Consider the following 21433-nt stretch of genomic DNA (forward strand, 5'->3'; position numbering starts at 1 on the left):
AAAACATGAGAAAATTTAAAGCTTTAATGTTGGGAATTTGTGCAGTAGCCTTGTGCGCCTGCACTTCACAGCAATCGACTGCTGTGCAGATGAACGAGCGCGGAACTCGCTGGAGTTGGGATAAAGGAACAATTGTTGTGGAAACTCCCGAGCGTCCGGAAGGTCAGAAGAGTGTAATCGGACTGACTGTTCCGAAGATGGAAGTCGTTCGTGTGGGATTTGTCGGTTTGGGTATGCGCGGTCCCGGTGCTGTGGAAAGATTTACTTATATTCCCGGAACTCAGATTGTAGCTCTTTGCGACTATGAAAAGGAACGTGCAGAAAAATGCCAGAAATATTTGGAAAAGGCTTCGTTGCCGAAAGCTGCCATCTATTCGGGAGAAAAAGGATACGAAGAGCTTTGCAAACGCGAGGACATCGACCTTGTGTATATTGCAGCCGACTGGATGCATCACTTCCCGATTGCCAAATGTGCGTTGGAAAATGGAAAGAATGTAGCTATCGAAGTTCCTTCTGCTATGAATCTGGAAGAGTGCTGGACACTGATCAATTTGAGCGAAAAGACTCGCAAGCACTGCTTTATCCTCGAAAACTGCTGCTATGATTGGTTCGAAATGAATACGCTGAACATGGCACAGCATGGAGTGTTCGGTGAAGTGATCCGTGCGCAGGGCGCATACATTCATAATCTCGACCAGTTCTGGGACTATTACTGGAAGAATGGAGAGAATGACAAGCTGGGCTGGCGTCTGGATTATAACATGCGTCATCGTGGCGATGTGTATGCCACTCACGGCCTTGGCCCGGTAGCGCAGGCATTGAACATCCATCGTGGCGACCGCATGAAGACATTGGTGGCTATGGATACCAAGTCGGTTGTGGGCAAGGCACTGGTTGAGGCTCGCACGGATTCTACTTGCAACAATTTCCGCAACGGCGATCATACAACAACCCTTATCCGCACGGAGAATGGAAAGGTTATCGAAATTCAGCACAATGTTATGACACCTCAGCCGTATAACCGCCTGTATCAGCTGACCGGAACGAAAGGCTTTGCAAACAAATATCCGGTTGAGGGATATGCGGTAGAGGCTGACCAGTTGAGCGCATCGGGCGTGCAGCCGAAAGTTGACGACTTGAGTGCGCACAGTTTCTTGCCGGAAGCTGAAATGAAGGCTTTGGTTGAGAAGTATCAGCATCCTATTCTGAAAAGATATGGCGAAATGGCGAAAGAAGTGGGCGGCCATGGCGGTATGGACTTCATTATGGACAGCCGTCTTGTTTACTGCCTGCAGAACGGACTTCCTTTGGATATGGATGTTTATGACCTGGCAGAATGGTGCTGCTTGGCTGAATTGGGCGAGCTTTCGATGGACAACGGTTGTGCTCCGGTTGCTTTCCCCGACTTCACACGCGGCGAATGGAATGTGGTAAAAGGATACAAGCATGCTTTTGCAAGTCCTGAAGATGAAAAGGCAGCCGCAGAAAAGGCGGCAGCATTTACTGCAAAGCTGAAAGAACAGGGAGCTAAAGAATGGGGAACTGAAAAATAAGCTTTAGCTGATTGTATCGGGTTTGCAGACAGCAGACTGTATAAAAGACAAGGATGTGTTCAGATTGTTTGCTGACACATCCTTGTTATTTTTTTGTGCACGTCCTTTGCATACGGGCACAAAAAAAGTCTGTAGGCTGAGCTTACAGACTTTCAATCCTCTCTTGTTCGAGATTATTCAGCAACAACTGCTGAATCAGCTGCTGTAGAGTCAGCTGCAACTGCTGTTGAATCAACAACCGGAGCTGCTTCTTCTACTGTTTCAACTGCTGCAGAGTCAGCTGCAGTTTCAGTGTTAGCTGCCTTGTTTCCGCAAGATGCGAAAGAAACAGCAGCGAAAGCTACGAACAAAAATACCAATTTTTTCATTTTCTTTTGCTTTTAAATCTGTAATACTTATGTTGTTTTCTTAAAACGCTGCAAATATATGGACTTTTTGGATACGTTGTTCATCTGTAGCCAACTTTTTTTCAAAAAAATATGTTGTAAAATATATTTACTTGTGAATCAATGTGTTTTATAACACCTTTTTTGAATGGAAATTGAATATTTTTTCTTTATGGCAGGAATCACAAAATTATATATACCTTTGCACCTTATATAAAAGGAGAAAATATGATTGATACGACTGTTTTTCAAGATAAGAAAGCTGTTTACTATACGTTGGGCTGCAAACTGAACTTTGCGGAAACGTCTTCTATAGGTAAAATATTGAAGGAAGCCGGCGTCCGTACGGCCAGGAGAGGAGAGAGGGCAGACATATGCATAGTCAACACATGTTCTGTTACGGATGTTGCGGACAAGAAGTGCAGGCAGGCTATCCATAAACTGGTGCGCCAGCATCCGGGAGCTTTTGTCGTAGTGACCGGCTGTTATGCCCAGTTGAAGCCGGAACAGATCGCGGATATTGAGGGCGTGGATCTGGTGCTGGGCGCAGAGCAGAAGGGCGATTTGGTGAGTTACCTTGGGAATCTGGAGAAGAAGGCTCACGGAGAGTCCGTTACGACAGCCGTAAAAGATATCCGGAGTTTTTCGCCTTCCTGTTCACGCGGCGACCGCACGCGGTATTTTCTGAAGGTGCAGGATGGTTGCGATTACTTCTGTTCGTATTGCACTATTCCCTTTGCCCGGGGCAGAAGCCGTAACGGAAAGATAGAAGACCTGGTGGCTCAGGCGCGTCAGGTTGTGGCGGAAGGCGGTAAAGAAATCGTGCTCACCGGAGTGAATATCGGCGATTTTGGAAAGTCGACAGGCGAAACGTTCTTCGATCTGGTAAAGGCTCTCGATGAAGTGGACGGGATGGAACGCTATCGCATATCCTCTATCGAGCCTAATTTGCTGACGGATGAGATTATTGACTTTGTTTCCCGTTCCAAGCGTTTCATGCCTCACTTTCATATACCCTTGCAGTCGGGGTGTGACGAAGTGCTGAAACTGATGCGCAGGCGTTATGACACGGCACTGTTCGCATCCAAGATCCATACGGTGAAAAAGCTGATGCCTGACGCTTTTATCGGTGTGGATGTGATTGTGGGGACTCGCGGGGAAACGCCCGAATACTTTGACCGTGCTTATGAATTTATAGAAGGCCTGGATGTAACGCAGTTGCATGTGTTCAGCTATTCGGAGCGTCCGGGTACTCAGGCTCTGAAAATAGACTATGTGGTTTCTCCGGAAGAAAAGCATGAGCGCAGCCAGCGTTTGCTTGCCTTGTCGGAGCAGAAACTGCATGCGTTTTATGCGCGGCATATCGGACGGGAGGCGGAAGTGCTGATGGAAAAAGCCCGGGCCGGAATGCCTATGCACGGATTCACCCGGAACTATATCCGTGTGGAGATGGAGCATAACGACGCTCTTGACAACCATTTGCTGAAAGTGCGTCTGGGCGATTTCAATGAAGACGGTACGGCGTTGAAAGGGATGATGTTATGAAAAAGGTTTCAGTTGTCATATTGAACTGGAATGGCGCTGAGATGCTCCGCCGTTTTCTGCCTTCGGTGGTGGAATTTTCTTCGGGAGCGGATGTGGAGGTCTGTGTGGCGGACAATGCTTCGGCTGACTCTTCGCGGGAAGTGGTTGAAAAAGAATTTCCTTCTGTCCGCCTGATTGCCTTGGACCGTAATTACGGTTTTGCCGACGGCTATAATAAGGCGCTGGAATGTGTTGAGGCCCGATATGTCGTCTTGCTGAACAGCGATGTGGAAGTTACTCCGGGGTGGCTTGACACGCTGGCTGATTTTATGGACAGGCATCCCGATGTGGCGGCCTGCCAGCCCAAACTGCTGGGGTATAATGACAGGACGAGGTTTGAATATGCCGGTGCCGCCGGCGGATTTATGGATCGCTACGGCTATCCTTTTTGCCGGGGACGTATATTTGAACATGTGGAGGCCGACGCCGGACAGTATGACACTCCGCTTCCGGTGTTCTGGGCTTCGGGAGCGGCATTGATGATCAGGCTGGACGCTTATCGGGAAGCGGGCGGACTTGACGGCCGTTTTTTTGCTCATATGGAGGAAATTGATTTGTGCTGGCGCTTGCGGAGCAGGGGATATCTGCTTTTTTGTGTGCCTGCTTCGGTGGTGTATCATGTGGGAGGCGCCACTTTGAAGAAGGAGAGTCCCCGCAAGACCTACCTCAATTTCAGGAACAATCTGCTGATGCTGTATAAGAATCTTCCTGAGCCGGAGCTGCGCCATGTGATGGCTGTCCGTAAAATACTTGACTATGTGGCGGCTTTGGCCTTTTTGCTGAAAGGAGAAACCTCCGGCTTCAAGGCTGTATTGAAGGCCCGGCGCGATTTCAGGCGGATGCTTCCTTCGTTCGTTGCCGACCGGAAAGAGAATATAGCCCGGAGCGTTACGGAAGATATACCGGAACGTTTCCGCTTCAGTATTTTGTGGCAGAGCAAGATAAAGGGCAAAAAGACGTTCGGACGGCTCACCGGCTGATATTCCGTGCGGAAGATACAGAAAGGGAGGATGACCTTGCGGGCACCCTCCCTTTCTGTATCAGTGAAAGTCGTTTCTCAGAAAGCCATCCGGTAGGCTTTGGTTGCTCCGGCATGAATGCCGGTATTTGCAAAGTCGGCAGTTACCGACTGCTCTTTCTTTCCGTTCTTTATTGTAACCTTGATGGCGGTCTGGGTTTGTCCCGGGTCAGCGATATGCAAGGTTGCCGCTTTTGAAGTGAGATCCTTCACCATCAGGACGCACGGCTTGTCGGCGGTTACGCTCAAGTCTTTGTGCTTCATTGTTCCGGCTTCGAAGAACGTTACCATCCATACGCCGTCTTCAGTGTTGCGGACAGCCTGGATCTTGTCTGTGTTCGACAGGATTTCAATCGGATTGTTCTTGTAGTATGCCTCCATTTCCTTTTCCGACTTCTTGTTCGGAACCACGATGTAGGCATAGCTTGCGTTCTTGGGGGCTACACCGTGATCGATTCCCACCGTGAACACATGGTGCGATTCTTCCTTCTTGCTCTTGCTGGTATTGATGTCGCTCCATTTTCCTTTCTGTTCTTGAGAAGTGAAGAACACCTTCTCTTCTTGCGGGAAGAGGTAGCCGATATTGTCGTTTATGATCCAGTTGGGGTGTTCAAGCGTCTTTGCGTTCATGTTGAATGCTCCGAGGAAGCACTGGTTTATGGTTGTGTGTACCGGTACGTTTGTCGTTGAACTGATTCCGGCTCCAAGGCAAACCACTTCATCGCCGAAGAAGTACCAGCTTTTCTTTGCGCTGAGGTTGACTTCTTCTTTCGTGTCGGTGTATGAAAATGCAGTCGCTCCCATGATGCTGTCGGAAACGCCTCCGGCAAAAGTGGATGTTCCGTTCATGCCCCATGCCTTGTCGTCCATCGGAATCTTTTCTACCTGAGGTGCAGTGGTGCCCGGGATGTGCCGCCAGTCCCATACGGGGAAGATGTTGTAGTATTCATCTCCCGTCTGTGTGATGCAGGTGCATCCGTATGAAAGGAAATAAGTCTTCAGGTTTTCCTTGTTGCCGTATTCGCACTTCTTTGTGCGGGTCGATGCCAGCCGGACATCCATTGCGTAAGAAGGGCTTGTATAGAGCGAATAGTCGCCTATATAATAATGTATATGTCCGTTTCTTGTCTTGTAGTCGGCCGGTTTCTTGCGGTTCAGCCGGGCCACGATGTTCTTGAACTCTTCGGCGTGTTCCGGGTCGATGTCAATCATCCGTTTGGCATATATGGCCGTGTTCTGTTTCTTGGTTGCGTTCGGGCGGCTCATGCTTCGTCCGATGATATCCCACATCATGTTCTGTCCGCGCACGGAGCGGTAGTAGGTTTCGCGCATGAATTTGCTGAGCAGTTCCACTTTGTCCTTGCTCAGTTCGTAGCTTGTTCCCAGGGCATACGATGCAACCTGAGTCACTCCCTTCAGGATTTCATCGCCGTATCCTCCGATATAGAGCTGCGTTCCGTGCTGGAAGTAGCTGTTGTCGTACTGGAAGCCTTCGCCTGTGGTGTATTCCACGGGGCTGAACACATTGTCGATTGCACGCTTCAGGTCGTCGGCGTTTTCTGTCAGGCAGGCGCGGTAGATCCAGTGCAGGGCGATGTCCGTGCGGTTGGCTCCCGTCCATTTCTCCGGTTCGCCTCCGTCTTTGAGGATGCGTTCGAGCGTTTTTGCTTCAATGTCTTCCGGCACCTGTTTCTTTCCGCTGCGCATCTGGATCAGCAGTACACCTATTTTCTGCGGTTCCGAAATCTGGTTGTGCCACCAGTTGTCGCTTTCCGGATCTTGCGCATACCAGTATTCGAGCCCTTTGACAATCTTGTCGTATACGGCTTCGTCCTGATAATGCTTGTTGTCGGGATTCGTGTAGGCGTATGCGAAATTTTGCAGGCGTTCGATGTGTTTGATGGGATCCCAGTTGGTCATGGCCGTATTGGTGTAGTCCACATCTGCAAACGAGCCGTCATCTTTAAACTTCGCGAGGTCGCTGTCGATCGACGGGTTCTTTTTTACGCTGTTGCGTATTTTCTGCATAAATACTTCAAAATCGTTTTGGGCCGCATTGGATGCGTGCGCATAAGGCGCGCCCATGGTCAGGCCGCATGAAGCGATTGCTGTCAGTACAAGTGTTCTCAAACGGGCGTTCATAAATCTTTTGGTTAAGTTACGGGTGTAAAGATAATTATTTTCTGATTTAATCGCAAGTGTCCGGACGATTTTAAAAAGATTTGCATGAAAACTTAAGAGCGTGTTTAAGAGCCCGTTTGAATTTTGCTCTGCCTCAGTTTGAGAATTGTTTTCGGGATGTTTTCTCCGCCTTTTTCCGTCGGGCGGGCTGCTGCCTTCCGCCTGGAAGCGGAGAGATGTTCTTGCAAACCGCTCTCAGATGCGGATGGGGCAGGGGCGGAAAATCCTTTCGTGCGGGCCGGCAAGGCAGGCATGGGCTGTATGGTTCTGTATTTCACGATGTGGAATGTATAAACTACATTGTGGAACATACAAACCACGTTGTGGAATGAAGAAATCGCAATGTGGAACGGAGTTTCCGGCGTGTATCCGGCGCCTGCCTTTCCGCGCAAGTCCATTCCTTGTGCGGTGCGGGGCGGGCAAGGATACGGAACCGGCTCTGCAAAAAGGGAAGCAAGACTGTCAGTTGTGGGGGGGGGACTTGTCAGTATATGGTGCCATATTGTCAGATTTGTCTGTGTGGCACACTTTTGGCAGTGTGCTTAGCGTCCTTCCGGGGACGTGGAAAACAAAAATACAAACAATTTAAATATAAAGACTATGAACATTAAACCATTGGCAGACAGAGTGCTGATTCTTCCGGCTCCGGCCGAAGAAAAGACAGTTGGCGGTATCATTATTCCTGATACAGCGAAAGAAAAACCGTTGCAGGGCGAAGTTGTAGCGGTAGGTCACGGAACAAAAGACGAGGAAATGGTCTTGAAGGTAGGTGACAAGGTATTGTACGGCAAATATTCGGGCACTGAAATCGAATATGAAGGCGTCAAATACTTGATGATGCGCCAGAGCGACGTGCTTGCAGTGCTTGGTTAATTTTAATGGATAAAGAACTTAAAAATCAGAAGAATTATGGCAAAAGAAATACTTTTCAATATCGATGCGCGTGACCAGTTGAAAAAAGGTGTTGACGAACTGGCTAACGCTGTGAAAGTAACACTGGGTCCGAAAGGACGTAACGTGATCATCGAAAAGAAATTCGGCGCTCCGCACATCACGAAGGACGGTGTGACGGTGGCAAAGGAAATTGAACTGGCTGATGCTTTCCAAAATACAGGAGCGCAGCTTGTCAAGTCGGTCGCTTCGAAGACGGGTGACGATGCAGGTGACGGTACTACCACTGCAACCGTACTGGCTCAGTCGATCGTAGGTGTAGGCTTGAAGAACGTTACGGCAGGAGCGAATCCGATGGACTTGAAGCGCGGTATCGACAAGGCCGTGGCAAAGGTCGTTGAATCAATCAAGGCTCAGGCTGAAACCGTGGGCGACAACTATGACAAGATCGAGCAGGTTGCAACCGTTTCTGCAAATAACGATCCGCAGATCGGAAAGCTGATCGCAGATGCAATGCGCAAGGTTTCCAAAGACGGTGTAATCACCATCGAAGAAGCCAAGGGTACTGACACTACAATCGGTGTCGTTGAAGGTATGCAGTTCGACCGCGGTTACTTGTCGGCATATTTCGTGACAGACGCTGAAAAGATGGAATGCGTGATGGAACATCCGTATATCCTGATTTACGACAAGAAGATCAGCAACCTGAAAGATTTCTTGCCTATTCTGGAACCGGCTGTACAGAGCGGGCGTCCGTTGCTGGTAATTGCAGAAGATGTTGACAGCGAAGCCTTGACTACCTTGGTTGTAAACCGTCTGCGCAGCCAGTTGAAGATCTGTGCCGTGAAAGCTCCGGGATTCGGCGACCGCCGCAAGGCTATGCTGGAAGATATTGCAATCTTGACGGGCGGCGTGGTTATCAGCGAAGAAAAGGGCTTGAAACTGGAGCAGGCTACGCTTGAGATGCTGGGTTCTTGCGACAAGGTTACGATTACGAAAGAAAACACGACGATCGTGAACGGTGCAGGAAGCAAGGAAAACATCCACGAACGTATCAACCAGATCAAGGCTGAAATCAAGAATACGACTTCAAGCTACGACAAGGAAAAACTTCAGGAACGTCTGGCAAAACTTTCAGGCGGTGTGGCTGTTCTGTATGTAGGCGCTGCTTCTGAAGTGGAAATGAAAGAAAAGAAAGACCGTGTAGACGATGCGTTGTGCGCAACCCGCGCCGCAATCGAAGAAGGTATCGTTCCGGGCGGCGGTGTAGCCTACATCCGTGCAATCGATGCGCTGGAAGGCCTGAAGGGTGACAATGCAGACGAAACTACGGGTATCGAAATCATCAAGCGTGCCATCGAAGAGCCGCTGCGTCAGATCGTTGCCAACGCAGGCAAGGAAGGTGCAGTAGTTGTTCAGAAGGTTCGTGAAGGCGAAGGCGACTTCGGTTACAATGCACGTACAGACGTTTACGAACACCTGCATGCTGCCGGTGTGGTTGACCCTGCCAAGGTTACACGTGTGGCTCTTGAGAATGCCGCATCAATCGCAGGCATGTTCCTGACCACCGAATGTGTAATCGTTGAAAAGAAGGAAGAAAAGCCTGAAATGCCGGCTGCCGGCATGGGCGGTATGGGCGGAATGATGTAATCTTCTTTCCCCGATATATAAGGAATCCCGGCTGGAACTAGTCCAGTCGGGATTTTCTTTGTTAAATATTTATAGAAGAGAGAATTAATAATTGGGATTCTGTATGAGTCCCGTGTTTTCGTTCAGTGCGTCTTGCGGGACAGGCAGCAGCAAGTGTTTGCTTATGTCGAATCCGAAGTCTAGCGGATAGCTTACGCTGATGTCCATGGATGTCAGCAGACGATAGTAGGGATAGGTTTCTCCTGTCCCTTTGAGAAGGTTAAGATAGATGCTTGTGTCAATGTCTTCTATGCTGGAGATAGGCGGCTCTGCAATGACATTCAGCAGTTCAAGCGCTTTGGGAACATTTCCATTCTTATAGTGGGCGATAGCGGCTATGATATAGACTTCCTGAAGCAGCAGCGGGTCTACACTGCTTCCGAAAGCGTCGGTATATCCTTTCCAGATGACTTCGTTTTCGCCGAGGGCGTAGTTGCCGTTTGCCAGAATCATTTCGGAATAGGTGACGGCTCCTGCATATTGTTCATTATAGAACAGGACCTTTGCGCTCAGAAGGCTTGCTGCATCGCGCATGGCTCCAGGCAAGAGGTCAACTAAGGTTTCACAAGACAAAATGAGATCGTCGGCTGTGCAGACATTCTCTCCGTCAACGTACTTGCCGTAATATCCGTAAAGCTGTGCCTGTATGAGAGCCTTTTCCACTTTGATGGTGTCGGAAAGATTTCTGCCTTCTTCTGATTCTGCCAATTGCGCCAGATACTTTTCTCCTTCCGCCAGGGTCTGATATGCCGTATTCCAGTATTCGTCGGAGAGTGTCGCAATGTCATTGTAGGTGAATCCTCCGTATCCGGTTGTCAGTTTCGCTTCTACTTCCCAGTTTTTGGAAAGATAGTTGTTCATGGTGTTCCGCCACAAGTAGCTGATGTCGCTTACGTTGACAGAATCCTGAGGGACTGTCGGTTCGGCCTGCGACTCTATTATTTCCGGCACTACATAGATGTAGCTGTTTCCTGCCGGAATCGCTTCCCCTTCGATTTCCACTCCGTTTACCGACACGGCATTTCCTTCGCGCGTGATGTACAGGTTCTCTTCATTGATGCTCTTCAGTACGGTTCCGTCCGTGAGCTGGTCTTTCGTGTAGCTTCCTTTGGCTATGTGCCGTTTCAGTGCCGTTGAGTCCATGGCGAGCGCACGGCTTCTGTTCCATGCTGCGGTTTCGTTCTTTACGGCGAAAACGGTCAGTTTTTCCTCCTGAAGGTCTGACACGTCGGCTGTTTTGAGCAGTTCGGCAAACTGGCTCAGTTCCGGCTTTTCTTCAAGCACGTTGATGACTTGCTCCACGGCTTGCTCTCCTTTCGACGGAGGAGGAGTGGGGGTGTTCTCGTCTTCGCTGCACGCATAAGCTGTAAACGCCAGTGTGCAGGCTAATGCATATTGGAAAAATTTCTTCATGGTTTGAGTGTTATTGGTTTATTTGATTTTCTTGCATTCGTTCAAGAAATCGGCCGTTGTCTTTTCATACTTCTGCAGGTCGCTTTCCGACAGTGTCTTTTTCCATTCGGAAAGCGTTGTTCCGTGTTTTTCGCATACTTTGTCAATCGACTCGCTGGTTTCTTTCATGACCATCATGGCTTTTTGCGGATTGGCATCCTTTTTTACTTCCGAAATGCCGTTCTCAATCAGTTCCAGCACCTCTTCGAGTATGCCGTTTTCTGCGGGAGAAACAGATTCGGCTGTTTCTGGTGTGCCGGAAGACTCAGCCTTTTTGTCATTGCTTGCGCAGGCTGTTCCCAAGACGATACATGCGGAAAGCGCGACCGCTTTCCATAGACTGCTCGTTTTCATAGCGGTAAAATTTTAATGAAACAATAAATGGTTTATCTCTTTGCCTTTTCTTGTCTTATTCCAGCGGGATGCTGAGGAATCCTTTAGCCAGGGCCTTGATGACCAGATCGGTTGCATTCCGTGCGCCGAATTTCAGCATCAGATTTTTGCGATGCCATTCTACGGTGTTTTCGGATATGAACAGATGTTCTGAAATTTCGTGTGTGTTCATGCCTTTGGCTATGCTTTTCAGTATGTCCAGCTCGCGTGTCGTGGGAGGCTGGTTGATCATATTGGCCGTGTTTGCCTGTTTTTCCTTATACAGTTTCTTGAAGTGCGGGCAATAGTAACTGGTTCCGTCGTTTATTACTTGCTGCACGGCTTCCTGGATATGTTCGGATGCAGATGACTTGAATACGACTCCGCTGATTGACGGATGCTTCAGTCTGTTCACAATCCAGACCTCTTCGTGCATGGTGCATACAATGATTCTTGTATCAGGCTTTTCCTTCTTTATGGCGTCTATCAGGGCAAAGCCGTCGATGTCCGGCAAGTCCAGATCTACGATGCACGCCTGAAACTCCTTGTCTTTCAGCAAAGCCAGCATTTCAGTTCCATTATGCGCTTCAAGAATTTCTGTAACGTCAGGCAGATCCTTCAAAAGGCTTCTGAGTCCTTCCAGAATCAGCGAATGGTCGTCTATGATGGCTATGCTATATGTCATTCTCCTATAATATCCTAATTTTTTACAAAAATAGCCATAGTGGATGAAATAATTCCCACGGCTTCCCGTGGTTTTTATCGGAATATAGGAATCGTCACTTCCACGCTGCTTCCCGCTTCAGAAGTTTGTATGTGCAGTTTGGCTTTCAGGTCTTTGGCCCTTTCCTTGATGGAGCGCAGTCCGGTGGCTTTCCTTCCTTCCGAGATGCCTTTTCCGTTGTCTGTTACGTTCAGCACCAGATCGGGCAGTTCCCATTTGAGTGAAACTTCTATCACCGAGGCCGAAGCGTGTTTCAGTGCATTGCCCGTCGCTTCCTGGATAATGCGGTAGATGTTCAGTGCCATTTCGTCGGGAAGCACCGACCAGTCGGCGTCTTCCGGCAGCGTGATGAGGCTGATTCTGCATCGGCCGGCAGACAAGTCATTCAGATAACTTCTCAGAATCTGATCGATGGTTGCTGCCTGGAAAGTGGGAGGCAGCAGGGCGTGCGATACTTTCCGGATATTTTCACGGGTGTGCTTCAGGTTTTCTGTCCATTCGTTTTTGGTATTTTCGGATTCTGACTGTATTTTCATTTCCAGCGCAAGCAGGTCGTTGCAGATGCCGTCGTGCAGTTCTTTGGCAAGCCGGGAACGTTCTTCTTCCAGTTGCTCCAGGTAATCGTGTGTCATTTGCAGTTCGGTGCTCCGCTGCAATTGTTCAAACTGTTTTTCCTGCTCCTTTGCTTTCCGCTTTTGCCGCTCCAGTTTCAGTTTCTGTCTTTGCAGCAGATAAATGCCGGCTGAAACAGCGATGGTAAGAATGAATGCAAGCCCGATAATCCAGCCTTGCATGACGTGCCTTTCCTGCGTTCTTTTCTCGTTCAGCTGTTGCAGTTCCAGTTCCTTTTTCTGGCTTTCGTATTTTTCGGACAGTTCTTCCAGCTGCCGGCTTTTTTCGTCAACGAAAAGCGAATCGCTCAGCTCTTTGGCTTTGAGCAGCGTGCCGTATGCCATTTTGTAGTTGCCGGTTTCCTTGTAGGTGAGGTGGAGGTTGTTGTAAATGTCATAAAGCAGGAAAGGATAATCTCCGATGTTCGGCAGATGCAGTATGTTTCCGGCTGTTTCTATGGCTCCCGCATAATCCTTTTGTGCCTGTCGGATGATGAACTGGATCTGGTAAAAGACGACCAGTGTCATGGTTGATTGCACCTTTTGAGTGAGCTTCTGCGTTTCGTCCATGTATGTGTTTATTTCGTCGGATGAGGCTCCGCTGCGGAATAGTGCCAGCAGGTAGTAGGAACGCGAACTTAGTTCCGCATCGGTTTGTCCCGAATCGTGGGCGATGGCGGCCGCTTTGGTAAGATAAGTTTTTGCCAGACTGAATTTTTCCTGTTTGATGAATATGGAGGAGCATACCGCGAATATCTGCGAGCGGAAGTCCTTGTCTTCGCATTTTTCTGCCAGTTTCACTGCTTCTTCGGCATATTTTCCGGCCCTTTCTGCGTTTTTCATGTCCAGATGCAGGGTCGCAAGGTTATTGTACAGAGTGGTCAGCGCCTCCAGATTCTCTTGTGAGTCTTGGGGCAACTGCCGTGCATGTTTCAGTGCGGTGTCGTATGCCTTTACTGCCTCTTCAATTCTGCCGGACGATCTCAGGTAGACGCCTTGTGATGTGTAGCTGCTTGTGATTGCCGCTTCATCGCCTGTCTGTTCGGCCAGCCGGATTATCTTTTCGCTGATAGCCAGTGCAGCATCAATCTGCCCAAGCGAGTAGAGTGAGTCGGCAGCGAAAGTAAGCTGTTCAAGTTCCTGGGTTGTTTTCGCTTGTGCGCTTATAAATGCAGACAGAGCTGCCAGCAGCAGAACACGGATTTTGTTTTTCATAGGCCAGAATAGTGATGATTAAAAATACAAAATTAGAAATATTTTCCTTTTCTCCAACGGCTATGCTGTTTTTCAGATAAGTTTTCTTAAAAGACGGCTGGATGTCCCGTTTTTTTGTTTATCTTTAAAATGCATGTAACACTACAAAGAAATTGATTATGACAAAAGAAGAATTGATGCGTAAGGCCATTGAACTTTCTGTAAAGAATGTGGCGGAGGGAGGAGGACCGTTTGGAGCGGTAATCGCCCGTGACGGAGAAATTGTGGCGGTGGGTACCAATCGCGTGACGTCTGACCATGATCCCACAGCTCATGCTGAGGTCAGTGCGATCCGTGCGGCAGCCCGGAAACTGAATACATTTGATTTGAGCGGTTGTGAAATATATACATCTTGTGAGCCTTGCCCGATGTGTTTGGGGGCTATTTATTGGGCGCATATCGACCGTATGTATTACGGCAACAGCAAGCGTGATGCTGCGGCCATCGGTTTTGATGATGCCTTCATTTATGAGGAGCTGGAGCTGAAGCCGGAAGACCGCAGGCTGAAGTCGGAAGTGTTGCTTCCGGAAGAGGCGCTCAAGGCTTTCCGGGACTGGGAAGGAAAAGCAGACAAAGTGGAGTATTGATTGCGTCTGGAAACTTATGGGACGCTTGCATCAGGGCATTTCCTGATTTTGTCAGTCCGATATCGCAGTTCTTTCCTGTAAGAACGGCAGGGTCGGGCTGACAAGTCTGATGGGTTTGCCAATCGGCAAGGCTTTAAAAAGCCAGTGTTTCCGCAAATTCCCTTTCGAAATTTGGGGTGAATACTTTTTTCCCTATGGAGCTGCGGATGTCTTCTATGGGCCAGAAGCGTCCTCCGTCCAGTTCTTGGCTGGGAGCGATTGCCCCGTCATAGATTGTCTTGTATGAGAATACCAGTTCTTTTTCCTTGTCTGATTCAAAGACATAATGCTTCAGCGGCTGGGGAGTGAAGTTCTCTATGCCAAGTTCTTCCCGTGCTTCGCGCTTCAGTGCCATTTCCACGCTTTCTCCCAGGTCGACATGTCCTCCTACAGACGTATCCCATTTCCCGGGCTGTATGTCTTTCCATAGCGGCCGTTTCTGGAGGAACAATTCTCCTTTGGAGTTGAATACATGCAAATGTACGACGGGGTGCAGCAGTTTGCTTCCGTTATGGCATTCTCCGCGTGTCGCCGCCCCTGTGATGTTCCCGTTCTCGTCAACAATGGGAAACATTTCTTCGCTATTGTCTTTCATGCTGTTTTTCATTCTATTTTCATGCAAAGTTATGAAAATAAACCGAAACATCAAGCGCATTCAGTTGTCGTAAAAGTCTTTAAGCATCTCTTTCAGTTTCTTCTTTGCGCAGAAAATGCGGTTTTTCACCAGGCTTACCGGTATGTTGAACTCCTGGGCTATTTCGTGGTATTTGAATCCTGCCAGCCGCATGGTCAGAATTGAACTGAACCCTTCGGGCAGTTTGCTGATGATTTTATGTATTTCTTCCAGGTCATATTCGTTGCAGATGAGCAGCCCTTCCTCTTTGTTTACTTCCATGAAGATTTTGTCGTCTGAAAGCGAATTCCTTTGCGTGTGCTGCTTGTCTTGGCAGATGTTCAGGTATGTATTGTGCATGATTGTATACATCCAGCCTTTGAAGTTGCTGTTTTCGTTGTATTTGTTTTTGTTTACAAGAGCTTTTAAAAATGTTTCTTGCAGCAAATCTTCAGCTTCTTCTTTTTCGCTGAACAATTTGCATGCATAGCCGAACAACTTGTCGTGTAATGCGAGCAATTCCTGTTCAAATTCGAATTCTTCCATGTTGCGTTTCCTGCGATATAGTCTGGTGATGAAGGCTTCCGGAATGCAGATGCCTGCCGGCTGGTCTGACCGCATCCGGTTTCTTTTGAATGAGTTTCAGTTTGTGGAAAATCCTGTCCGGCCTGTTCTGTGCATCGGTGTTTTGATTTCCCGCATTCTTTCCTGTGGTTCGTTGGTGTGTTTCCATAACATTTCTTTTTCTTGAAACAGTTTCAAGCCGTCCATAACGTTTGTCATCGCGTTGTTTTTATGTTGTGTCGTATGCCAGCTTTTCCCCTTCGGCTGTTGATAAATAAGTTAAGCGTGGGGAACTTTAGTATTGCCCGTTCAGAAGTATCCCCATACTCGATAACCATGCAATACATAAAGCCCCACGCCCATATTAATCGGTCATTGACGCAAAAGAAAGCAATCGCATCAATGGCATACTATGATATGGCCCGCAGAGCATTTTGTATTATCCAGCGTTATCGTTGAAATTGGGGATTTCCTGAACCTTGGATAATGTCTAAAACGCTTCTTCTGTTCTTTTACAGAACATATTGCAAATATAAAATAAAATTTAAAAGAGTGAAAACAATGGAGTGATTATTTTAGAAATAAGTCAGGCTCTTTCATTTAAAGAGTAAATAAGCCCTGGTTTTGACTGGGGAATCATTGTTCTTTGCGCATAGCGGTGCTTCGCTATCTCTGTGCTTTGTATGTTGACTGTACATGTGATGAATGATTTTCATGTTTTTTATGCTAAAATTCAACAATGTGTGCAACTTTTCAAACGAGCGTGTTGTAATATATTTTCTACCAACGGATAACAGATCGTTTATGGGAAAGAAAATATTACTGTTAAGCATATTGAGTATGTTGCCGCTATTGTCATTTTTTGGATGCACGACCGACTCTCGTGGCAGGGAGGACGGTATGGGGCTTTACACCCTGCCGGGCGAGGACAGCCCACATGAAGGCACATAGCTTTCATGGCCTCACCACCATACGTACGGGAAAAAATACAGGGACGAGATAGAACCCGTTTGGGTGGCCATGACGGATGCTCTCACGGAAGGCGAGCGGGTACACTCATGGCCTGCGAGAGTTCCGTCGTCAGTCCCAACCGCAATCCGGAAATAAGTCGTGACGAGATGGAAGAACGTTTGCGCTACTACCTCGGCATCACCAATTTCGTCTGGCTTGAGGGCGCGCTTAATGAAGACATCACCGATGCGCACATCGACGGGATGGCCCGTTTCCTCGACTCTCACACCATCCTTGCCGTGGCACGCGATGATTTTGGCGACTTGTATGAGAGTATCTCTATGGCTGACTATGACAAAATCGTGAGTGCGCGCAATGCCGCAGGCGAACCGTACAAGATCGTCGAATTTCCCCTGACCAAAAAGAAGATGAAGGGGCTGGGTTACAAAGGCTCTTATCTGAACTTCTATGTCGGGAATAAGGTCATACTCATGCCGGTCTACAACGATGTGAACGACAGCGTGGCGGCAGAGCTGCTGGCCAGGTTATATCCCGGACGCAGGGTTGTGAAGATAGATGTGACGAAGCTCTATAAATATGGTGGAATGCTGCATTGTGTCACGCAGCAGCAACCGCAGTCGCCACGTTGATGTAACGTGCGTGATTCGAGTGTAAGTGGTGAACAGTGCGTGGATTCTCTGTGGACTGTTCATAGGCTTGCTTTTCTCATTGTAAGCATCTTTAACACATTTCTTTTTTCATATTCTTTCAAATTCGTCCTGTCTTCTTACATTTTTTCAGATAGATTTCCTAATTTTGGCTTCTGTAATAATTTATCAGTAGTCCATAGTTATTTTATGACAGGCAACTTGTAATGATGATGAAAAAGACCTTTTTCTTTTACCTTTTATTATGTTCGTTATGCGGAACGGTAGCTCAAGCCAACATTTATTTCAAGCACTTGGGCAAGTCAGATGGATTGTCGCAGATATCTGTCATGTCTATTTCTCAGGATGAACTGGGGAGGATGTGGTTCGGCACCTTTGAGGGGCTTAACTGCTGGGACGGCACTACCATGACCGTTTATAACCCTTCGGAAGAGCCTGACGGCGTTTTTACAGGAGGCGGCGTTTTTGATTTGGTATGCGACAAACGGGGAAGCGTATTCTTTATCTCCAGCAACAGACTGGTTCGCTATGATTTGCAGAATGAACGCTTTATCAAGGAACTTTCTCATGCCAGCTGCATCCATTCCGGCAAAAATGAAGTGTGGGCGGCCAGCCGTGACAGTTTGTTCCGTTGGGACATCAGTCGCAAGAAGTTTCTTTTTTCTTATCGGATGCCTCAGGGGCAGAGCATCACCTGCATTGAGACAGATGCAAGCAACCGGCTTTGGATAGGGACACAGACAGGACTGTTTTGTTCCAGTAATCTTCAGAAGATCTCCCCAGTGTGTGTCATTCCTCATGCCAATATTTGTTCGCTTTATGGGGATAATCGGAACAGAATGTGGGCGGCTGCTTTTCGCAAGGGAATGTATGTAGTGGAAAATGCTGCTGACAACCAGAGTTTTACAGTCCGGAGCGATATCAAACTGTCGAGCGATGACGTGCGTTGTTTCGTAGAAGATGAAGAGGGTTGCATATGGGCGGGAACGTTCGACGGATTGAATAAGATTGATTTGCAGGGGAATGTCGCCAGATATGCCAAGGATACCAAACCCGGCAGCCTGACCCATTCTTCAATCTTTTCACTGTATAAAGACCGGCAAGGCACTATTTGGATAGGCACTTATTATGGAGGAGTGAATTATTTCAATCCGCAAACGGATATATTCAGACACTATGCTTCCGACAAGCGTCGGAATGATTGTCTTAGCTTCGCTTATGTGGGCAATATGGTAGAAGACAAGCGGGGAGATCTGTGGATTTGTACGGAGGGAGGCGGTCTGAACCGTCTTGACCGCAAGAGCGGACTGTTTTCTTATTATTTGGACGGGCACATCCCTGCCGGTGAAGTGTTTTCCAACTTGAAATGCATCGAGTACGACAAGAATCAGGATTGCCTGTATATCGGCACCCATAAGCAAGGTTATCTTCGTTTTGACATTCCGGCAAATAAAGTGACTCACTATCCTGAACTGCACAATCAGTCCATTAATGAAATAATGCTGAAAGGAGATACGCTTTTTCTGCTTTCTCCTGACAAGGGATTATATATCAGTTTGAAAGACGGAAAAGGGCTGCAGCGGCTTTTCCGGTCGGAGCGCGATACACATTGGGGAGGCATCACGATGCTGGTTGATTCGCGTAATGACCTTTGGGTTTCCCAGTTCTCCAGAGTCTTGCGCATTAATCTGGATCATCCGGAGCGGAAAGCAATTTATAATTATGGCGAGAACGGGCTGGGAATGTTCCAGGTCACTAAGATGGCGGAAGGAAATGACGGGGCTGTTTATCTGGCTACGTATGGCTCCGGATTATATCGCTTCAACGAGGCTGGCGGATGTTTTGACCGGTGTCCCATCGGTTCCATACGCTATTGCTACAACTTGCTGAACACGCCTAAAGGATACCTGGTCTTGTCGAATGAACAAGGGCTGCTGCTTTATCATCCGCAGACCGGCGAAAAACGCTTTATTGATATGGAACGGCAGCTTCACTTGTCTGCTCTCAACGAGGGATGCGGCATTTTGCGGTGTCGTGACGGTGAAATGTTTGTGGGCGGGGCAGATGGCATGTCTTCTTTCTCGCTCCTCAAGTTTCAGCGTTCGCAGCCGGATTACAGGCTTTATTTTTCATCTTTGGCTGTCAACGAGCAGCAGGTTTCTGTCCATACGTCCGACGGTATTCTGCCTGTGGCCTTTCCTTTTGTAAAAGAAATCAGGCTTGCATACAATAAGAACAACATATTGATCACCTTTGCTTCTGATAACTATGTCAGCAAGCACCTTTACGAATATCGGCTGGGCGAAGAGCAGTGGAATGCAGCTGTTGATAACAGGATCAAATACACCAATCTGCCGCCGGGGAATCATGAACTGCAGGTGAGGGAAAGAGCCGAGGGCACTCCCGGCAAAACCTTGCTTCCTATCACACTGAATATTATTGTAGAGCGTGCCTGGTGGACCACATGGTGGGCATGGAGCATTTATGTTCTTCTGGTATCGGCCGTCGTGTGGCTTATACTCCGCAACTGGCAGACTAAACTGCGGCTGCGTGCTTCGCTGGTTCAGGAAAAGATGGAGAAAGAGAAGAACAAAGAGCTGATCGAATCGAAGTTGCAGTTTTTTGCCAATATATCGCATGAATTCCGCACGCCGCTGACTCTCATGATTTCTCAGATAGAGGCTCTGCTGCAAACTCCTGCCTTGTCACCTTATATACGGACCCGTCTGCAGAAGATTTATAAGAGCACATACCAGTTCCGCGAACTGATATCCGAATTGCTGGACTTCCGCAAGATGGAGCGTGGCAAGCAGACGCTGCATTTGCATACATCGGACATGGTGCCTTTCCTGAAACAGATTCACGAAGAATTTGTGAGTCAGGCGCGGTTGCAGGAAATTGAGTTTGTGCTTGCCGTTCCGGAAGGCAGCCTGTTGTGTCAGTGTGATGACCGCCAATTGCGGAAAGTGTTTACTAACCTCTTGTCAAACGCATTCAAGCATACTCCGAAAGGAGGAAAGGTTGAACTGGTTCTCGAAGAACTGGCGGATGCTGTAAAGGTGAAAGTGATAGATAATGGCGAAGGCATTCCTCAAGAAGCTCTTCCTTATATATTCGACCGCTTTTATCAGGTGGATTCGTTGTCGTCCGCACCGGCAGGAAGCGGCATTGGACTGGCATTGGCTAAAGGCATTATTGATCTGCACCACGGCACAATCGATGTGCAAAGCGCGCTGGGATACGGCAGTATCTTTACGGTGACATTGCCCAAAGGACATCCGGACGAGGCTGAGATGCAGGCTGAGGCTGTCGCTGCCGAGGGCGTGTCGCCATATCCTTCGGTTGAACCGGATGCAGACGCCGGCGGGCAAGCGGTTGAAGCTGGAACATCCGGAGAGAAGATGTGTGTTCTGATTGTTGAAGACAATGAAGAACTGCTTCAGATGCTTATTTCGCTGCTGTCACCGCTTTATCGGGTGGTGATAGCCATGAACGGCAAAGAAGGGCTGGCGCGTGCCAAAGACGAACATCCCGACTTGATTCTGAGTGATGTGATGATGCCGATTATGTCGGGTACGGAAATGTGTACGTTGTTAAAGAATGACTTCGATCTTTGCCACATCCCAATCATATTGCTGACTGCCTTGGGAGCTGATAACAATAAGTTGGAAGGATGGCAGTGCGGAGCCGATGACTATATCGAGAAACCGTTCAGCAACCGCTTGCTTTTGGGGCGGATTGCAAATATTCTGCGCAACCGTAAGCTGCTGCAGCAGAAGTTTGGCAAAGGAATGACGACCGACAGTGCAGATGATGTGGATATACAGGCACTGGCTTTCTCACCTATAGATACCCAGTTCCTGACCAAGTTGAAGGAGGTTGTAGAAAATCATTTGAGCGATCCCGATTTTGATGTGAATGTGTTGGCGCAGGAATTGGCCGTCAGCCGCAGCTCTCTCTACAACAAGCTGAAAGCGCTGAGCAGCATGACGCCGAATGAACTGATTCTGAATGCGCGTCTGAAACGGGCGGTCGAAATGCTGAAAACGAATTCCCAGATGCAAATTACGGAGATTGCTTTTCAGAACGGATTCAGCTCGTTGCGCTATTTCCGCCATTGCTTCAAAACGCATTTCAATTGTACGCCTCAGGAGTATAGGGACGGCAAGAAAGAGGAAGAGCAGCATTGAATGTCGGACTGAAAAACTGCACCGCACTTAAATCTTCTGACTGCAATTGTCAGCGTGTTTAAGTGCGGTACCTTCTTGCATGGTTTGATCAATCTTGTCCTTCGAA

At 48.2% G+C, this 21433-nt stretch carries 16 protein-coding genes; 8 read left to right on the forward strand and 8 right to left on the reverse strand.

Going from position 1 to position 21433, the window contains the following annotated elements; genetic code table 11:
* Positions 1-5 precede the first annotated feature (5 nt).
* Entirely contained in the window at positions 6-1553 is a 1548-nt protein-coding gene (locus tag QUW60_RS03145; protein WP_289558399.1) for a Gfo/Idh/MocA family protein, read from the forward strand.
* A 173-nt stretch (positions 1554-1726) separates the two neighbouring features.
* On the opposite strand, the gene QUW60_RS03150 is transcribed toward QUW60_RS03145, so the two are convergent.
* Complete coding sequence (locus tag QUW60_RS03150; RefSeq protein ID WP_289558400.1) at positions 1727-1921, reverse strand: PG1828 family lipoprotein; 195 nt, start codon at positions 1919-1921, stop codon at positions 1727-1729.
* Between the two features lie 246 nt (positions 1922-2167).
* On the opposite strand from QUW60_RS03150, the gene mtaB reads away from it, so the two are divergent.
* The gene (gene mtaB, locus QUW60_RS03155) at positions 2168-3484 is read left to right on the forward strand and encodes a tRNA (N(6)-L-threonylcarbamoyladenosine(37)-C(2))-methylthiotransferase MtaB (protein WP_289558401.1); all 1317 of its coding nucleotides are present in this window, start codon (positions 2168-2170) and stop codon (positions 3482-3484) included.
* Entirely contained in the window at positions 3481-4503 is a 1023-nt protein-coding gene (locus QUW60_RS03160) for a glycosyltransferase family 2 protein (RefSeq protein ID WP_289558402.1), read from the forward strand. Before mtaB ends, QUW60_RS03160 begins: the two co-directional genes overlap by 4 nt.
* 77 nt (positions 4504-4580) lie before the next feature.
* On the opposite strand, the gene QUW60_RS03165 is transcribed toward QUW60_RS03160, so the two are convergent.
* The gene (locus QUW60_RS03165) at positions 4581-6683 is read right to left on the reverse strand and encodes a polysaccharide lyase 8 family protein (protein ID WP_434736835.1); all 2103 of its coding nucleotides are present in this window, start codon (positions 6681-6683) and stop codon (positions 4581-4583) included.
* Between the two features lie 639 nt (positions 6684-7322).
* On the opposite strand from QUW60_RS03165, the gene QUW60_RS03170 reads away from it, so the two are divergent.
* Positions 7323-7595 carry a co-chaperone GroES gene (locus QUW60_RS03170; protein ID WP_258338078.1) on the forward strand — a complete coding sequence of 91 codons (273 nt, stop codon included), beginning with the start codon at positions 7323-7325 and terminating at the stop codon, positions 7593-7595.
* 36 nt (positions 7596-7631) lie between these two features.
* On the forward strand, positions 7632-9263 hold the full coding sequence (gene groL / locus QUW60_RS03175; RefSeq protein ID WP_258338077.1) for a chaperonin GroEL: 1632 nt from the start codon (positions 7632-7634) through the stop codon (positions 9261-9263).
* An 84-nt stretch (positions 9264-9347) separates the two neighbouring features.
* Here groL and QUW60_RS03180 read toward each other — a convergent pair whose 3' ends face one another.
* The 4 genes from QUW60_RS03180 to QUW60_RS03195 all read right to left on the reverse strand — a co-directional run bounded on the left by QUW60_RS03180 (position 9348) and on the right by QUW60_RS03195 (position 13676).
* A complete protein-coding gene (locus QUW60_RS03180; protein WP_289558404.1) occupies positions 9348-10715 on the reverse strand; it encodes a fasciclin domain-containing protein in 1368 nt (455 codons plus the stop codon).
* An 18-nt stretch (positions 10716-10733) separates the two neighbouring features.
* A complete protein-coding gene (locus tag QUW60_RS03185) occupies positions 10734-11108 on the reverse strand; it encodes a hypothetical protein (RefSeq protein WP_258338075.1) in 375 nt (124 codons plus the stop codon).
* 55 nt (positions 11109-11163) lie between these two features.
* A complete protein-coding gene (locus QUW60_RS03190) occupies positions 11164-11811 on the reverse strand; it encodes a response regulator (protein ID WP_289558405.1) in 648 nt (215 codons plus the stop codon).
* 74 nt (positions 11812-11885) lie between these two features.
* Positions 11886-13676 carry a tetratricopeptide repeat-containing sensor histidine kinase gene (locus tag QUW60_RS03195; RefSeq protein ID WP_289558406.1) on the reverse strand — a complete coding sequence of 597 codons (1791 nt, stop codon included), beginning with the start codon at positions 13674-13676 and terminating at the stop codon, positions 11886-11888.
* A 158-nt stretch (positions 13677-13834) separates the two neighbouring features.
* Here QUW60_RS03195 and QUW60_RS03200 point away from each other — a divergent pair, with 158 nt between their 5' ends.
* Entirely contained in the window at positions 13835-14302 is a 468-nt protein-coding gene (locus QUW60_RS03200) for a nucleoside deaminase (RefSeq protein ID WP_258338072.1), read from the forward strand.
* Between the two features lie 133 nt (positions 14303-14435).
* On the opposite strand, the gene QUW60_RS03205 is transcribed toward QUW60_RS03200, so the two are convergent.
* On the reverse strand, positions 14436-14936 hold the full coding sequence (locus QUW60_RS03205) for an NUDIX hydrolase (protein ID WP_289558407.1): 501 nt from the start codon (positions 14934-14936) through the stop codon (positions 14436-14438).
* 60 nt (positions 14937-14996) lie between these two features.
* Positions 14997-15575 (reverse strand): RNA polymerase sigma factor, encoded by a 579-nt coding sequence (locus QUW60_RS03210; protein ID WP_258338070.1) that lies wholly within the window; start codon positions 15573-15575, stop codon positions 14997-14999.
* Between the two features lie 1001 nt (positions 15576-16576).
* Here QUW60_RS03210 and QUW60_RS03215 point away from each other — a divergent pair.
* Both QUW60_RS03215 and QUW60_RS03220 read left to right on the forward strand, forming a co-directional pair.
* Positions 16577-17119 (forward strand): agmatine deiminase family protein, encoded by a 543-nt coding sequence (locus QUW60_RS03215; protein ID WP_289558408.1) that lies wholly within the window; start codon positions 16577-16579, stop codon positions 17117-17119.
* 230 nt (positions 17120-17349) lie between these two features.
* Positions 17350-21327: a two-component regulator propeller domain-containing protein gene (locus QUW60_RS03220; RefSeq protein WP_289558409.1), complete on the forward strand. Its 3978-nt coding sequence runs from the start codon at positions 17350-17352 to the stop codon at positions 21325-21327.
* The last annotated feature ends 106 nt before the right edge of the window (positions 21328-21433 follow it).

It is taken from the genome of Bacteroides gallinaceum (assembly GCF_030373775.1).
GTDB classification, from domain to species: domain Bacteria; phylum Bacteroidota; class Bacteroidia; order Bacteroidales; family Bacteroidaceae; genus Phocaeicola; species Phocaeicola excrementipullorum.

Coding starts and splice junctions, on each gene's coding strand:
- QUW60_RS03195 (WP_289558406.1), bottom strand. CDS start 13,676: ATGAAAAACAAAATCCGTGTTCTGCTGCTGGCAGCTCTGTCTGCATTT.
- QUW60_RS03190 (WP_289558405.1), bottom strand. CDS start 11,811: ATGACATATAGCATAGCCATCATAGACGACCATTCGCTGATTCTGGAA.
- QUW60_RS03200 (WP_258338072.1), top strand. CDS start 13,835: ATGACAAAAGAAGAATTGATGCGTAAGGCCATTGAACTTTCTGTAAAG.
- QUW60_RS03205 (WP_289558407.1), bottom strand. CDS start 14,936: ATGAAAGACAATAGCGAAGAAATGTTTCCCATTGTTGACGAGAACGGG.
- QUW60_RS03180 (WP_289558404.1), bottom strand. CDS start 10,715: ATGAAGAAATTTTTCCAATATGCATTAGCCTGCACACTGGCGTTTACA.
- groL (WP_258338077.1), top strand. CDS start 7,632: ATGGCAAAAGAAATACTTTTCAATATCGATGCGCGTGACCAGTTGAAA.
- mtaB (WP_289558401.1), top strand. CDS start 2,168: ATGATTGATACGACTGTTTTTCAAGATAAGAAAGCTGTTTACTATACG.
- QUW60_RS03145 (WP_289558399.1), top strand. CDS start 6: ATGAGAAAATTTAAAGCTTTAATGTTGGGAATTTGTGCAGTAGCCTTG.
- QUW60_RS03165 (WP_434736835.1), bottom strand. CDS start 6,683: ATGAACGCCCGTTTGAGAACACTTGTACTGACAGCAATCGCTTCATGC.
- QUW60_RS03170 (WP_258338078.1), top strand. CDS start 7,323: ATGAACATTAAACCATTGGCAGACAGAGTGCTGATTCTTCCGGCTCCG.
- QUW60_RS03215 (WP_289558408.1), top strand. CDS start 16,577: ATGGCCTGCGAGAGTTCCGTCGTCAGTCCCAACCGCAATCCGGAAATA.
- QUW60_RS03210 (WP_258338070.1), bottom strand. CDS start 15,575: ATGCGGTCAGACCAGCCGGCAGGCATCTGCATTCCGGAAGCCTTCATC.
- QUW60_RS03150 (WP_289558400.1), bottom strand. CDS start 1,921: ATGAAAAAATTGGTATTTTTGTTCGTAGCTTTCGCTGCTGTTTCTTTC.
- QUW60_RS03185 (WP_258338075.1), bottom strand. CDS start 11,108: ATGAAAACGAGCAGTCTATGGAAAGCGGTCGCGCTTTCCGCATGTATC.
- QUW60_RS03160 (WP_289558402.1), top strand. CDS start 3,481: ATGAAAAAGGTTTCAGTTGTCATATTGAACTGGAATGGCGCTGAGATG.
- QUW60_RS03220 (WP_289558409.1), top strand. CDS start 17,350: ATGAAAAAGACCTTTTTCTTTTACCTTTTATTATGTTCGTTATGCGGA.